At 52.4% G+C, this 14,460-nt stretch carries 15 protein-coding genes; 12 read left to right on the forward strand and 3 right to left on the reverse strand.

Annotation, left to right across the window (positions count from 1 at the left end; translation table 11 throughout):
- The first annotated feature begins 381 nt into the window (after positions 1–381).
- The 4 genes from HFD87_RS19375 to HFD87_RS19390 all read left to right on the forward strand — a co-directional run bounded on the left by HFD87_RS19375 (position 382) and on the right by HFD87_RS19390 (position 3,756).
- A complete protein-coding gene (locus tag HFD87_RS19375) occupies positions 382–1,347 on the forward strand; it encodes a sensor domain-containing diguanylate cyclase (RefSeq protein WP_167423819.1) in 966 nt (321 codons plus the stop codon).
- 742 nt (positions 1,348–2,089) lie between these two features.
- Positions 2,090–2,254, forward strand: coding sequence for a general stress protein (locus HFD87_RS19380; RefSeq protein WP_004571242.1), 165 nt, complete (start codon positions 2,090–2,092; stop codon positions 2,252–2,254).
- A 502-nt stretch (positions 2,255–2,756) separates the two neighbouring features.
- Positions 2,757–3,239 carry a ferritin-like domain-containing protein gene (locus tag HFD87_RS19385; RefSeq protein ID WP_010248940.1) on the forward strand — a complete coding sequence of 161 codons (483 nt, stop codon included), beginning with the start codon at positions 2,757–2,759 and terminating at the stop codon, positions 3,237–3,239.
- A 10-nt stretch (positions 3,240–3,249) separates the two neighbouring features.
- Positions 3,250–3,756, forward strand: coding sequence for a ferritin-like domain-containing protein (locus HFD87_RS19390; protein ID WP_010248938.1), 507 nt, complete (start codon positions 3,250–3,252; stop codon positions 3,754–3,756).
- A gap of 80 nt (positions 3,757–3,836) precedes the next feature.
- On the opposite strand, the gene treF is transcribed toward HFD87_RS19390, so the two are convergent.
- Both treF and HFD87_RS19400 read right to left on the reverse strand, forming a co-directional pair.
- Positions 3,837–5,495 (reverse strand): alpha,alpha-trehalase TreF, encoded by a 1,659-nt coding sequence (treF, locus tag HFD87_RS19395; protein ID WP_045139632.1) that lies wholly within the window; start codon positions 5,493–5,495, stop codon positions 3,837–3,839.
- Between the two features lie 351 nt (positions 5,496–5,846).
- Entirely contained in the window at positions 5,847–6,704 is an 858-nt protein-coding gene (locus HFD87_RS19400; protein WP_010671088.1) for an SDR family oxidoreductase, read from the reverse strand.
- 98 nt (positions 6,705–6,802) lie between these two features.
- Between HFD87_RS19400 and HFD87_RS19405 the strand changes: the two genes are divergently transcribed.
- From HFD87_RS19405 to HFD87_RS19440, 8 genes are all read left to right on the forward strand, one after another.
- Positions 6,803–7,183: a helix-turn-helix domain-containing protein gene (locus HFD87_RS19405; RefSeq protein WP_010248931.1), complete on the forward strand. Its 381-nt coding sequence runs from the start codon at positions 6,803–6,805 to the stop codon at positions 7,181–7,183.
- Positions 7,184–7,964: 781 nt separating this feature from the next.
- On the forward strand, positions 7,965–9,377 hold the full coding sequence (locus HFD87_RS19410; RefSeq protein ID WP_010671087.1) for a cytochrome ubiquinol oxidase subunit I: 1,413 nt from the start codon (positions 7,965–7,967) through the stop codon (positions 9,375–9,377).
- A 1-nt stretch (position 9,378) separates the two neighbouring features.
- Positions 9,379–10,383 (forward strand): cytochrome d ubiquinol oxidase subunit II, encoded by a 1,005-nt coding sequence (gene cydB, locus HFD87_RS19415; RefSeq protein WP_010248926.1) that lies wholly within the window; start codon positions 9,379–9,381, stop codon positions 10,381–10,383.
- A gap of 1 nt (position 10,384) precedes the next feature.
- Positions 10,385–10,558, forward strand: a complete 174-nt coding sequence (locus tag HFD87_RS19420; RefSeq protein ID WP_010671086.1) for a DUF2474 domain-containing protein — start codon at positions 10,385–10,387, stop codon at positions 10,556–10,558.
- Between the two features lie 218 nt (positions 10,559–10,776).
- Positions 10,777–11,646, forward strand: a complete 870-nt coding sequence (locus tag HFD87_RS19425; protein WP_122889627.1) for a helix-turn-helix domain-containing protein — start codon at positions 10,777–10,779, stop codon at positions 11,644–11,646.
- A gap of 218 nt (positions 11,647–11,864) precedes the next feature.
- Positions 11,865–12,059, forward strand: coding sequence for a hypothetical protein (locus tag HFD87_RS19430; RefSeq protein ID WP_010671084.1), 195 nt, complete (start codon positions 11,865–11,867; stop codon positions 12,057–12,059).
- A 330-nt stretch (positions 12,060–12,389) separates the two neighbouring features.
- A complete protein-coding gene (locus HFD87_RS19435; protein ID WP_167423820.1) occupies positions 12,390–13,172 on the forward strand; it encodes a siderophore-interacting protein in 783 nt (260 codons plus the stop codon).
- 73 nt (positions 13,173–13,245) lie between these two features.
- On the forward strand, positions 13,246–13,785 hold the full coding sequence (locus HFD87_RS19440) for a PadR family transcriptional regulator (RefSeq protein ID WP_167423821.1): 540 nt from the start codon (positions 13,246–13,248) through the stop codon (positions 13,783–13,785).
- Positions 13,786–13,793: 8 nt separating this feature from the next.
- Here the strand turns inward: HFD87_RS19440 and HFD87_RS19445 are convergent, their stop codons facing one another.
- Positions 13,794–14,090, reverse strand: a complete 297-nt coding sequence (locus HFD87_RS19445) for a SelT/SelW/SelH family protein (RefSeq protein ID WP_010248912.1) — start codon at positions 14,088–14,090, stop codon at positions 13,794–13,796.
- Positions 14,091–14,460: the final 370 nt, after the last annotated feature.

Below are 14,460 nucleotides of genomic sequence, written 5' to 3' on the forward strand. Positions count from 1 at the left end.
GTCGCGCTGGCACGCGATGCAAAAATGCTCCCGGCATTTTTGTCCGGGTTCGGGCACCATCTTTAAAGAACCCGCCTCTGGCGGGTTTTTGCGTTTATGGGGCGAACCCGTCATCGAAGGTTCGACAGACTCCCGCCATTCCCGAACATTCCGAATTTCGCCTCTCCCGCGCCCATTCCACTTCTCAACCCTGTAGCAACACAAACAGATTTCATGGCGAAATCAATTGGCAGGTTTGCCTCTGTGCTGCATTGCCAGACTGGCACCGCCTGATATCCTGTCCAGCCTGCAATTGACCGCGGCTAATCGTGTTTTATAGGCCACCCTTTACAGAATCAGCCTGACAGGCACAATACCCCTTTTTCCTCCTCTCACACGGTTATGTCAGAAGAAGCGCTGCGTCTGCAGATACAGAACCTCAAAAAGCACAATGCGCGTCTGAAGCGTATAGCGCATGACGCCCGCACAAAACTTAATGCGGCGCTGGATGGTACCGGGTTGTTCCTGTGGCAGCTGGATATTCCCAGCGGCAAACTGGTGATCTTCAACCGGCGCTGGGGGGCGATGCTGGGCTTCCAGCCGAAAGAGACCGACGCCAACTTTGAATCCTGGAAAGAGAGCCTGCATCCCGATGATGCCGCCGACGTTCTACAGGCATTCAACGACCACATCGCCGGGAAAGCGCCTTATTACGAGGCTCTGCACCGCATGATCGCCAAAAATGGCAGCATTACGTGGGTGCTGGATCGGGGCCGGGTCAGCGAATGGAATGCATACGGAGAGCCGGTTAAAGTGATCGGCACTCACATCGATATGACCAAAGAGAAGCAATATGAGGAGCAGCTCGCCCTGCTGGCGCTGCACGATCCCCTTACGCTGCTCAACAATCGCCATGCTCTGCAGAATTATTTCGGTGAAATGAAAGCTCAGGGACCGCTCTGCGTGGTCTTTATTGACCTGGATAACTTCAAACACGTCAACGACACCCTGGGGCACCGCAGCGGAGATGAAGTCCTCATCCAGTTAAGTCAGCGGTTTACGGAACTCTCTCCGGCAGAAGTGATCATTGGCCGACTGGGCGGCGACGAGTTTGTGTTGTTAATACCCTGGGCGCTGAACCATCCGCGGGTAAAGAAACTGGCGCACGCCTGTCTTGACGCGGTAATGGCACCTTTTGATATGGCAAACGGGCATGCCCTCATTGGGGCGTCTGTCGGTGTGTCTCAGGCGCAGGACAAAGATGACTTTGATACTGCACTGCAGCGTGCTGATGAAGCGATGTACCGTATCAAGAAAAATGGCAAGCGCGGTGTCGCTTTTGATTCCACTTTTCCCGACTCCCTCTGACTCTGCTGAACAGGGCATATGTTTTGCCTGCCATTAACGCACAATCTCCCTCATGGCTTTGCTCGATCTTACTCATAATGTTGAGTTCCCCTTTTGGCAGGCATGCAAAATTTATGCGTATCCCCGCAGAAAGGGCTTTTTAGTACTATTCCGAAAACCCGCTTTTTGCCACCAAATACCTGAATCTTGCCGCTTCGGTTATATTCAGATATCAGTGCTAAATCTGACCTCTCTTTTTAATAAAAATTTTCATCTAACCAGCATAATTGATCGTTTATTGATCGATTCAGGCTATTTTTAACTGGTGCTATCAATGCGTCACGCTTCGCTTATTTTTAACGTAAAAGCAGCGTTTCAGATTTCTAATTAGCGCTTCGCTTGGGGAATTTGATGGTTTGTTGATCATCTTCACTACCTGATATTGATGAAATTATCTCTTTGCCGCTTCGCTTATATTTTTTCAATTGGACTTTTTTTGAAAATGATCGATTAATAGGGCGCGGCGATTTTCGTTATAAATATTTTTCATGCTGCGGCTCTTTTATGAATAGAAAAGAGCGATGGTTGAAATCCGTTATCAATCCGGTTGAGGGTAGGACGGCCAATAAACCAGAACTGTGACGGGTTTTTTATTTATCTCACTTGATCGGTCCGATTTTCTGTCTACATTTATGTTGCTGAATCGGCCTGATGAAGCGTTAACTGTGCAAATTCCAATTTTTAAAATTCAAAGAGGACGCATATGACTCAATATCGCGGTGGGGCCGGGAATTTTGCGGCCGACAAAGAGCGTGCTGCTGAAGCAGGGCGCAAAGGAGGCCAGAAAAGCGGCGGTAACTTCAAAAACGATCCTGAACGTGCCATTGAAGCGGGGCGCAAGGGAGGTAAGGTTAGCCGCCGGAGCTGAACGTCTTTAACACTGCTGTAACGGCAGGGTTACTCTGTTAGCCGGGCATTTTGAATCTTTTTAGTTCCTCGTGAAGATAATTACACCCTGAATTATGTCATTGCTCCATCATTGGCAATGGCGGGAGCTGTGAATTGAACCGGAAGGGTTTTCCCTTCCGGTTTTTTATTTCCTATCGATTAAAGCTGTACCGTTAAATACAACTTTGTACAGATAAGTTTCGAGTGGTACTTTTTTATGCAGTTAATCTTAAAAAATGTATACAACGATTTATCACTTTGTACAAAATCCAGCACTGCTAGCGAAGCCGCAATCTTAAAAACAATTTTTAGCTAACGCGTTGCTGTAAAAAGGAAAGTGCATTTTACATGCCACTTTTGTCTTAAATTCATACTGATGCAGCGTGCGATATTAAGAATCTCCACTAGACTTTTCAGGTGTCAACGATATGACTGGCGCTGCGTTATTACAGACGCAGCTTTTTAATCAATGAGGCTATCTTATGACAGTGAAAACGTTAAACGACCTGTTCATCCATGACTTATCCGATGTATACAGCGCTGAGAAGCAGATAACCCGTGCATTGCCTAAAATGGCGCGTGCAGCCAGTGACGAAAATCTTATCGCTGCGTTTAATCAGCATCTGGAAGAGACCCGTGCTCAGATTGAACGACTCGACGAACTGGTGGAAGTGACACCTGAAGTCAAAATCAAACGAATGAAATGTCATGCGCTGGAAGGTCTGGTTGAAGAAGCGCAGGAAATTATCGACTCGGTCGAGAAGGGCGAGATTCGCGATCATGGACTGATCGGTGCGGCGCAGAAAGTTGAGCATTATGAGATTGCCACCTACGGTACCCTGCATGCGCTGGCGCTGAAGCTGGGTTACACCAAAGCCGCACAGCTGCTGGAAGAAACCCTGAATGAAGAGAAGCAAACGGATGAGAAGCTCACCTCGGTAGCCGACTCTATTACCGTCTCTTAAGGAGCAACACATGACTGCGATTGAACATTATCACGACTGGCTGCGCGATGCGCATGCGATGGAAAAACAAGCAGAAAGCATGCTGAGCAAGATGTCAGGTCGTCTTGAACACTATCCGGCGCTGGAACAGCGTCTGGCGCAACATCTTGAAGAGACCAAACATCAGCTGACTCTGCTGGAACAGCTGCTCGACAGCCACGGTATCGATCACTCTGTAATGAAAGATGCGATAGGCAAAATGGCAGCCACCGGCCAGGCCGTGGGCGGCATGTTTAACTCAGATGAAGTGGTGAAGGGCGCCATCAGTGGCTATGTATTCGAGAATGCCGAGATCGCCAGCTACACCAGCCTGATCGCTGCGGCTGAGCAGGTTGGTGATGCGCAGGGCGTACGCATACTGAATGAGATCCGCGATCAGGAAGTGGCGATGGCGGAGTGGCTGCTGCAGCACCTGCCTGAAGTGACACAGCAGTTCCTGCAACGTGCGTCACAACCAGGCACTGAAGCGAAGAAGTAGCGCTGAATAGCCTGCATGAAACATGAAAAAGCCGGGAAAACCCGGCTTTTTGCGTTTTAAAGGTTTACCGGCTGCGCTACTCAGTCAGCCATTAAATGCCCATACATCGTCATCAGCTTACGTGTGACGCCGTTAGTCCAGCCGAATCCATCCTGTAACGGATACTCACCACCGCCACCAGGACGGGCGCGCTCGCCGCTGATGTCATACTTCTCTACCAGCTTATGGTGCAACTGATAGAAGTTGTTGACCGTGTTGAGCCAGTTCACTGCCACTTCAGTCGCCAGCGTCTCTTCACCGTAATTATTCAGGCCAACAACCGCCATCCACTGCATCGGTGCCCAGCCGTTGGGTCGATCCCACTGCTCACCGCTTTCCACCATTGAGGTCAGCAGGCCGCCGTTGCTCAATAGCAGATGGCGCAGCGAGATCGATTGCAGGTGCGCCTGATGCGGCGTCGCAAGACCGACAAATAGCGGAACCACGGAGGCGACGGTAAAGGCACCGAAACGCTCCCGACGCCAGTCGTAGTCACGGAACACACCGGCGGTGCTGTCCCAGAGATAACGGGTAATCGCACGCTTGCGCGCTTCCGCTTTTTTCTGCCAGGCCAGCGCGGTCAGCTCTTCCCCTTTCGCGTGCGACAGGGTGGCGATCATCAGCTCCAGCTTGTACAGGAACGAGTTCAGATCGATAGGAATAAACTGCGTGGTACGGATGCTCGACAGCCGTTTCGGGTTACGCAGCCAGCGCGAGGAGTAATCCCAGCCCGATTCCGCTCCGGCACGCAGGTCACGATACACTTCGCTGGCCGGACGTTTCGATTCGCGGGCGGTTTCCACATCTTCTATCCACGACTCATCACGCGGCGTATCGCGGTCATCCCAGTAGCGGTTCAGCAGTGAGCCGTTTGGCATCCGCACCACGTGACGATAAGCCTGGTTCGGCATCAGTGAACCGGCACCGTCCATCCAGAACTGGTATTCCTTCATCAGCTGTTCCTGATAGCGCTTAGCACCGCGCACGCCATCTTCTTCGAACAGCTCAACCATCAGGGCAAACACCGGCGGCTGCGAGCGGCTGAGGTAATAGGTACGGTTTCCGTTTGGCACATGACCGTAGTTATCGATCAGCCAGGCAAAGTTATCCGCCATGTGACGCAGCAGATCGTCGCGGCCCGATTCTGCCAGGCCGAGCATGGTGAAGTAAGAGTCCCAGTAGTAGGTTTCGCCAAAACGTCCGCCCGGCACCACATAGGGTTTGGGTAATGGCAGCAGCGATGAGTGCGGCATATGCTGCTGCGGCATTTTGGTCAGAACCGGCCACAGGTCGTCGATATGCTCATTGAGCGTTTTATCCGGGTTGGAGACATAAAAGCTTTCGTTTACGCCAGGCAGATAAAAGTGATCGGCGACAAAACGCGACAGGTCAAAATCACTGCTGCGTTTCTGTCGACGATAGCGCATCAGCACATCCAGCGGATCGTACTTTGGCGAACAGTCGGGGAAGGTTTTGCTGTCCTCGAAAATCCGCGACATCTGAACATGTTCAAACAGTTCCAGATAACGATCGGCAGGGGTCAGCGCATCCGGCGCCGGCAAGCCTTCAATCAGCTCCGGCTCCGGTTCAGAATCCTGCATGCGATCCAGCTTCAGTTCATGGGGATCGTATTGATACTCAACTTCCGCCCCGGCACGAACCTCTTCAAGTGCATTTTGTTGCTGGCGATGGGTATTAATAACGGCCTCCTGAGCGGTCGTGGTTGCACAAAGGACAAATTATAGACCTCTCCTCCCCCGGAACAACAATGCAGAATATCTATGAACGTAATAAATATTGTCGATTAATCGAGGTTTTTGGATAAATTCCAGACAATTCAACCAAATATAACGCTGTTCACAAAAAACGCATTTCAGATGAATCTCTTAGCGACCTGAATAAAAAAATTTAACCTGAAGAAAACTGGCGTTTATTCACATTTTGTAAAAGAAACAGCAGCCGCAAAGAGTGCAGAAAGTGGCATACCCAACGGGAATTCGGACAGGAGAGTGAGGTGAGCGGACCCGATTGTCCGCTCATGAACGACAGAATTAACGATTTGCCAGTGCCGCGCGAATGACTGCCTGCCAGGTGGTGGTGGGGCGACCGATGAGCTGGCTTAGCTGACGGGAGTCATCGAACAAACCGCCTTTCTCTGCACCGGCATCAGAATCCGCCAGCATTTCCGCCAGACCTTCTGGCAGGCCTGCGTTTTTCAGCGCCGCCGCAAACTCACTCTGAGAGAGATTGACGTAATCAACCTTTTCACCGCTCTGCGCGGCAATCTCCGCAGCAAACTGCGCCAGCGTGTAGCTGTCATCACCTGCCAGTTCATACACTTTGCCCGCCTGATCCTCACGGGTCATTACTTCTGCCGCCGCTTCGGCGTAATCCTGACGCGCTGCCGAGGCGATACGACCTTCGCCTGCTGCGCCAATAAACGCATGATGCGCCAGCGCCGGTGGGATGCTGGCTGCGTAGTTCTCGCTGTACCAGCCGTTACGCAGCAGGGCGAACGGGATGCCAGAGGCTTTCAGCAGCGCTTCTGTTGCACGGTGTTCAACGCCAAGGCCCAGCGGCGAGGTATCCGCATGCAGCAGGCTGGTGTAAGCGATAAAGCCCACGCCCGCCGCCCGAGCAGCCTCAATGACGGCTTTATGCTGCGCTTCACGCTGGCCCACTTCACTACCGGAGATCAGTAGCAGCTTATCCACGCCTGCAAAAGCGGCCTCCAGCGTCTCTGGCTGACCATAATCGGCCTGACGGACAATGACGCCCAGCGCTGCGAGATCGGCCGCTTTGGCAGGCGTACGGACGGCGGCAACAATTTCTCCCGCCGGGACTTTTTTCAGTAATGCATCAATCACGAAACGGCCCAGCTGGCCGGTGGCACCTGTAACTGCAATCATGTTAATACTCCTGTGGCTGTTGGTGAAATTCAGACTAGTGTATAAACTAATTTTTAGTAAGTACTTACAGAATTGTTAGTTTGAGGTGGATAAGTTAAATGTCTGAAAAAATGAGTGAAAAATTTATCCGCGGTGAATTGCTCAACGTCAACTGCCCGTCACGTGACGTGCTAAAACGCGTAACCAGCCGCTGGAGCGTATTAATTCTGCTGGCCCTGCAGGACCAGACGCTGCGCTTCAGCGCGTTGCGCCGGACGGTCGGTGGCGTCAGCGAGCGGATGCTGGCGCAGAATCTGCGCTACCTGGAAGAAGATGGCTTCGTGCAGCGTATCGCCTACGATGTGGTGCCACCGCACGTGGAATATCGCTTAACCCCGCTTGGACGCGAAGTCGGTGAACAGGTTGTGGGGCTGGCTGACTGGCTGGAGCTGAACCTGAGCCGGATTCTGGCACAGCGCGAAAAATCTGCGGCAGAGTAAAATCACCCTGTATCAGCCGTCATAACGTGACGGCATGGGTATACTCGCTGCAAAATTTCTGACCCCATTTGTCTGTCATCTCACTTCCTGAAAGCGCGATAACGTAACGGCAGCGCAAATAATCCCGGCGCTCTTTTCGCACGGTTGCTGGTTATTAAATCGTTTTATGAACCTCAGGCCCGAAATAATCGACTGCCCGCAGCGCGCTGTTAATTCATACCTCCTTTTTGACTCATTTTATTAACATCTCTGATGGCGCTTAAAAGCGCCGTTCTGCGTATTTTCTGTCAGAAGTTATAGCTGCATTAGCCAGGAAAAAGCAAAAAAGCAAACAAAGCGGCAGAGGTAACTATTTACTCTTTTAACCTGTTAAAAAATAAGGGTATTTAATTTGGAGTCTCTTAAATTTGACCTTTTCTCAATCAGGGTTTATAACAAAATAGTGTCTGAAAACAGCCTGTTGAAGGCATTTTTCAGACAAGGTTCGCTTTAGCGCTATCGATTTTTAAAGTACAAATTACCGTAACATTAACGACACATAAACACGCTCTGATTAACCTTTAGGCCTTATTTTTAAATAAATAATTCCCGTCAAAAACAATGATCAGAATCAATAAAGACTGTTATAGTTTTCATTAACCCCACTGTTTCTATTTCCTCGCCGCGAATAGTTTTAAATTTGCGGCGGGAATTTCAATAAGCGCAGAGAACCAGGCGCATCAGGCTTAAGTTGTTAATTATAAGTAAATACATGGTGTTCTATGTGGCAAAGAGGTAAGCAATGTTCGGATTAGATGCCTTTCATCTGGCCAGGATTCAGTTCGCATTTACTGTTTCCTTCCATATTATCTTTCCCGCCATCACCATCGGTCTCGCCAGTTTTCTGGCCGTGCTCGAAGGTATGTGGCTCAAAACCCGCGATCACACCTATCGCGATCTCTACCACTTCTGGTCGAAAATCTTTGCCGTTAACTTCGGCATGGGTGTGGTATCAGGACTGGTCATGGCTTATCAGTTCGGGACGAACTGGAGCGGCTTCTCGGAGTTTGCTGGCAGTATCACCGGTCCGCTGCTGACCTATGAAGTACTGACGGCGTTCTTCCTGGAAGCGGGCTTCCTGGGCGTGATGCTGTTTGGCTGGAATCGCGTGGGTCCCGGGCTGCACTTCTTTGCCACCTGCATGGTCGCCCTCGGTACGCTGATTTCCACCTTCTGGATCCTGGCCTCTAACAGCTGGATGCATACGCCTCAGGGCTACATCATTCAGAATGGCATCGTGGTTCCGCAGGACTGGTTCAAAATCGTCTTTAACCCCTCATTCCCGTATCGCCTGTTCCATATGTCCGTAGCGGCGTTCCTGGCGAGTGCTTTCTTTGTGGGATCGTCGGCGGCCTGGCATCTGCTGAAGGGGAATAACAATCCCGCAATCCGCAAGATGTTCTCAATGGCGTTGTGGATGGCACTGATTGTCGCGCCGATTCAGGCGATGATTGGTGATGCTCATGGTCTGAATACGCTGGAACACCAGCCTGCCAAAATCGCGGCGATTGAAGGGCACTGGGAAAACCCACCGGGGGAAGCCACACCGCTGATCCTGTTCGGGATCCCCGACATGGAGCAGGAACGTACCAAGTATGCGCTGGAGGTGCCTTATCTTGGCAGCCTGATTCTGACGCATAGCCTGGACAAGCAGGTCCCGGCGCTGAAGTCCTTCCCGAAAGAGGACCGGCCTAATTCAACGGTCATCTTCTGGTCCTTCCGCGTGATGGTGGCGCTGGGCCTGCTGATGATTACGCTGGGCGTAGTCAGCCTGTGGCTGCGTTTTAAAGGGCGTCTCTATGAGTCGCGTCCTTTCCTGTGGTTTGCGCTATTGATGGGGCCGTCGGGTCTGATTGCGATTCTGGCAGGCTGGTTTACCACTGAAATCGGTCGTCAGCCGTGGGTGGTCTATGGCGTGCAGCGCACGATTGATGCGGTCTCGGCACATGGGGATATGCACATGAGCATCAGCCTGCTGGCCTTTATTCTGGTCTACAGCTCGGTGTTCGGCGTGGGGTATCACTACATGATGCGTCTGATTAAGCAGGGACCGGTTACCGGCGAAGGCCATATCACCGAAGAGGGTGGTCCTGGTCAGAAGAAAACCCCGGCGCGTCCGCTTTCCGCTGCCACCTTTAAGGATGGAGACCACTAAGATGATCGATTATTCCGTTATCTGGTTTGCGATTATCGTTTTCGCAACCCTGATGTATATCGTGATGGATGGCTTCGACCTGGGTATTGGTCTGCTGTTCCCGTTCAATAAAGATGCTGGCGAGCGCGACATGATGGTTAACACCGTCGCGCCGGTCTGGGACGGAAATGAAACCTGGCTGGTTCTGGGTGGTGCTGGCCTGTTCGGCGCGTTCCCGCTGGCCTATGCGGTGATTGCCGATGCGCTGTCGATTCCGCTGACCGCTATGCTGATTGGCCTGATTTTCCGTGGTGTCGCCTTTGAGTTCCGCTTCAAGGCCGTAGAAGGCCATCGGGCGTTCTGGGACAAGTCGTTTATTGCCGGTTCAGTCATCGCCACCTTCAGTCAGGGTGTGGCCGTGGGTGCGTTGCTGGATGGTATTCCTGTTGAGGGACGTCGTTTTGCCGGTTCCGCAATGGACTGGCTGGCACCGTTCCCGCTGTTCTGCGGCGTGGGTCTGGTTGTTGCCTACGCGTTGCTGGGCTGCACCTGGCTTATCATGAAGACCGAGAACGAGCTGCACCGTAAAATGTCTGCGCTGGCTACGCCGCTGGTGATTGCGCTGTTAGTGATTATCGGCATCATCAGCCTGTGGACACCGTTTGCGCATGCGGATATCGCGCATCGCTGGTTCAGCAAACCCAACCTGTTCCTGTTCCTGCCGGTTCCGGTATTGGTGCTGCTCTGTTCCTGGGGCATTGTGCGCGCCATTAAGCGCGAGGCGCACTATTCACCGTTCCTGCTGACGCTGGCGCTGATCTTCCTGGGCTTCTCCGGGCTGGGCATCAGTATCTGGCCAAACATTATTCCGCCATCAGTGACCATCTGGGCTGCCGCCTCACCGCCGCAGAGCCAGGCCTTTATGCTGGTGGGTAGCCTGCTGATTATCCCGATGATCCTGGGCTACACCTTCTGGAGCTACTACGTGTTCCGTGGAAAAATCAAAGCAGACGCAGGATATCATTGATATGAAAAGCCTCAGCAGCATGAAAGACCACAATCACAATGAAGAAACGAAAGCGCCATGGTGGAAGCGTGTGATGTGGCTGGTGTTTATCTATGCCGCCAGCGTACTTGCGCTAGGCGTTGTCGCCTCGCTGTTCCGCATGATGATGACTGCGGCCGGAATGCGCAGTCATTAGTTGTCGCAGGCTCCGTCTTAAAGCTATCCGGCGCAGTTTTTATCAATAATCAGAAGGCTGACGTAAGTCAGCCTTTTTTAGTTAGTAACCTAAGCAATTAATGCGGAAACGCCCTGAACGGGCGCGCAATGCTTACCCTTTCCTTACACCGATTTGCGATTTTTGTTATCCTTTTGTAACTGAAATCCCAGTCCTAACCCGCGTCGTAAATCGCCATCATGCTCAGTCAGGCCATTAAAAAACAGCACATCAACGATCTGGTCGAGTGGATTGAAGCCAATCTCACCGACGATCTTAATATCGATCAGATTACCCTCAAGTCAGGTTATTCCAAATGGCACATGCAGCGCATGTTTAAGGAGATGACCGGACAGACCCTGGCGGCTTACACCCGTAAACGGCGTCTGACGATGGCCGCTATGGCGCTGCGTCTGACCCGCATGACGCTGATCGATATCGCCGTACGTTTTGGTTTTGATAACCAGCAAAATTTTACCCGGGTATTCAAAGGTCACTTTTCGCTGACGCCTGGCGCGTTTCGCCGTATTCCCCATTTGCCGGTTAAAAACTTCCATGGCCGCATTCTGGTGCGATCGCTGGCAGAGCGTGCAACGCTGGTGGAGCGTGAGGAAGAGCTGCATCTGTGCGGAGAAACGCTGGAGTGGGAGTGTAAGTTTGGCGATTACATTGCCGATCGCGATCACCGGGTGGCTGAACAGGCGCGGCAACTGGTGGCGCTGGCGGGCGGCCGCGTGTCGCATGGCTGGTTAGGCTTTCAGTATGGCCCGGGCCATAGCTCTGCTGATCAGCAAAATATCAGCCTGTTTCAGGCGCTGGAGCCGCAACATGCCGGGCTGCTGGGTGACAACACCGCCAGCTGGAGCGAGGTTAGTGGACTCTATGCGTCGATCCGCTGGAGCGGCAGCCCGGAGCAGCTGACACGCTTTATCGAGGATATCTACTATCAGCATCTGCCAGCACTGGGTGTGTCACGTCGTCCGGGTAAAGATCTGCTGCGTCTCGATTTTGCGCACTGTAAGCCCGACTGGCTGAGCGGCGTTTTTTCTATTCCGGTGATGCAGGCGTAGCCAGCAGGGCAGGGGGTGTGGCTCCCGACCCTGTTAATGCATAATTCGTGCGGTAAACCGTGACAAACCGCACGATTTTATAAAATAACTCGCCGTTCTGGCGTAAAATCCTCCCCCGAAACCCTGCCATGCCTGAATCATCGTGCATCTGTGCCAGGGCTGGAATATTTACCTGCATTTCAGGCCTTTTCTGGTCAAAAAAACAAACGAAGACAACTATGCGACGCTTAATGATTTCACTGATCCTGGCATTGCCTGTCATGGCGATGGCACAACAGGCTGAACCTTTTTCACCTCCTGCCGGGCTGCATCCGCACTCTCAGGCCACCCAGCATGAAATTCTGGGTGATGGTGAGCTGCCGGAACACACCAGCAGCAATCCTTCCCTCTCAGGATTCAACGACACACTGTAAGTGGTCACGCGCTGCCAGAATGTGCGGCGCAACATCATGCCCGGCTCGTCAGGAGCCGGACAGTTTCCGCCTTCTCTGCCTGACCCGTAAACACCCCGCACCTGCTGCTTACCTCTCACTGAACGCTCTTATCAGGGCCGCTCTTCGTCTGCACTACGCACACCCGTACAGGCATAAAATATATCTTAAGCCGCTGGATCGCATTTTTCGTTCTTGTAGTGAAGATATATCATAGCTAATCTTGGCACTTCAGATGAGAATGATTGTTATTCCATTATTATCAGCATGCCTTTGAGTCACGGGCATCCATCCCGTTTCAGGAGAGAAATTTTGCCTGTATCAGCCGATCAGCGTGTACCACAGCGCGTCCGTAATGAATTGCGTTTCCGTCATATTCAGGTCGCGAGTAAAACTAACATTGCCGGTAAATTCTGGCGTATCCGGTTCAGCGGCAGCGATCTGGCCGGCTTTACGTCGCCAGGCTTTGATGACCACATTAAGGTTTTCTTCCCTTCCGCTGAAGGAGCCACACTGGCTCTGCCACAAATCACCGATGCGGGGATTGTCTGGCCCGAAGGGCTGCGTCCGCAGGCGCGTGATTACACACCGATGGAATTCGATGGTGAATCTTCACTGACCCTCGATTTCTATATTCATGAGCAGGGCGTAGCCAGTGACTGGGCAACTCAGGCGCAGCCTGGCGATCGGTTGATTGTCGGCGGCCCACGCGGTTCGCTGGTGGTGCCGACCGATTACGCATTCCAGCTCTATGTCTGTGATGAAACCGGGCTGCCGGCTTTTGCGCGCCGTCAGCGTGACGCCCGGGCGCAGGCGCTGCATCTCTATGCTTTTACCGATGAAGCGACGGGCCGCGACTATTTATCTGATACGGCTGATGTGACGACAAACTGGCTCGGCAGCGGCCAGATGCAGAAAGCGCAGCTCAGCCAGCTGATTGCCCGGCTGGATCAGATCACTATCCCGACGGAAGATTACTTTGTCTGGCTGACCGGCGAAGGTGAGTTTGTTAAAGCGCTGTGTGACTACTTTACGGTGCAGCGCGGCCTCAACAGTGACTTCGTGCGGGCGGTGGCCTACTGGCACCAGAAGTAAGCCGCTAAGGCAATTGAGTTTTGCCAGGCGGCGCACTACCATCAATCCCACTTTTTTCGCAGCAGGGCAGACCATGAAACAGCATCCGACTTCCACTTCATCTGAGGATCAGACTGCGCGCGCAGGCAGTTGCAGCGGACGGCGCAAGCGACGTGAAAAGATGCTGGAAGCGAGTGAGATTCGCCTGCTGATGCTCCATTTCCTGGCGCAGAATGCTGCGCACGGCTATGAGCTGATCAAGTCTGTTGAGGAGCTGTCAAAGGGAGAGTATTCGCCCAGTCCGGGGATCATTTACCCCAACCTGACGCTGCTGGAAGAGATGGAGGCGATTCAGGTGTTGGATGCGCAGGCAACGCGTAAAGCCTACCGCCTGACGGCAGCGGGAGAGGCGCAGCTGGCAGAGAACCGTGAAACGGTCAGCAGCCTGATTACACGTCTCTCTACGCTGGCGATTCTGGTCAATAACCGCAGCATTCCTGCTGTTGAGCAGGCGATTCATGGGCTGAAGGTCGCGCTGAACCGGCGGCTTGCGCAGGAAGATATCTCAGAAGCCGCGCTGCAGACGCTGATTAAGGCGCTGCACGACGCGGCAGAAAAAATCACCCTCAGCTAATCGCGGAGTTAGCTGACTTCAGTTTTGTGTTTGTCGATGTGGCCCAGCGTACGATCCGGGAAGCAGATGTCCCGTACACGCTGTTTCAGCGTGGTCGCATCCGGGAAGCCACCATCCCGCTTACGTTCCCACAGCAGATGCTCATCCAGCGTAATCTCAAAGATACCGCCGGTGCCCGGTTTCAGCGTCACTTCCGCCAGATCCTCAGCGAAGGTATGCAGAAGTTCCTGTGCCATCCACGCTGACCGCATCAGCCAGTTGCATTGCATACAGTAGTGAATAACAACCACAGGTTTTTGCGCCATAACTCTATTCCTTTACGTGTTGATAAATGCCAATGCATTCGGGTTAACAATTTGTGCGCTGTGGTTATTTATGAATTCATAAATCTATTTAAAAAAATGCTTAATTGCGTCTGACCAGGTGCGATCTTTACTTCATCCACATGCTGTTCTGCTTTTTTACGGCTTTTATGCAGAGCCGTTTTTGTGATGCCAGCAAGCAAGTGAGCGAATACTAACAATTAATCAGGCAATTCGCGCCTATGTCACCACGTTTTCGGAGATTGACGCAACCGCGTCAGTTTTAGCAGATGTTGCTCGCCACCCTGTTTCAGGCCGCCTGTGCATCTGTCGCAGAGAGGCCATCCGGCGGGGTGACCCGCGCTGACAACTG

It is taken from the genome of Pantoea sp. EKM21T (assembly GCF_011800405.1).
GTDB lineage: Bacteria > Pseudomonadota > Gammaproteobacteria > Enterobacterales > Enterobacteriaceae > Pantoea > Pantoea agglomerans.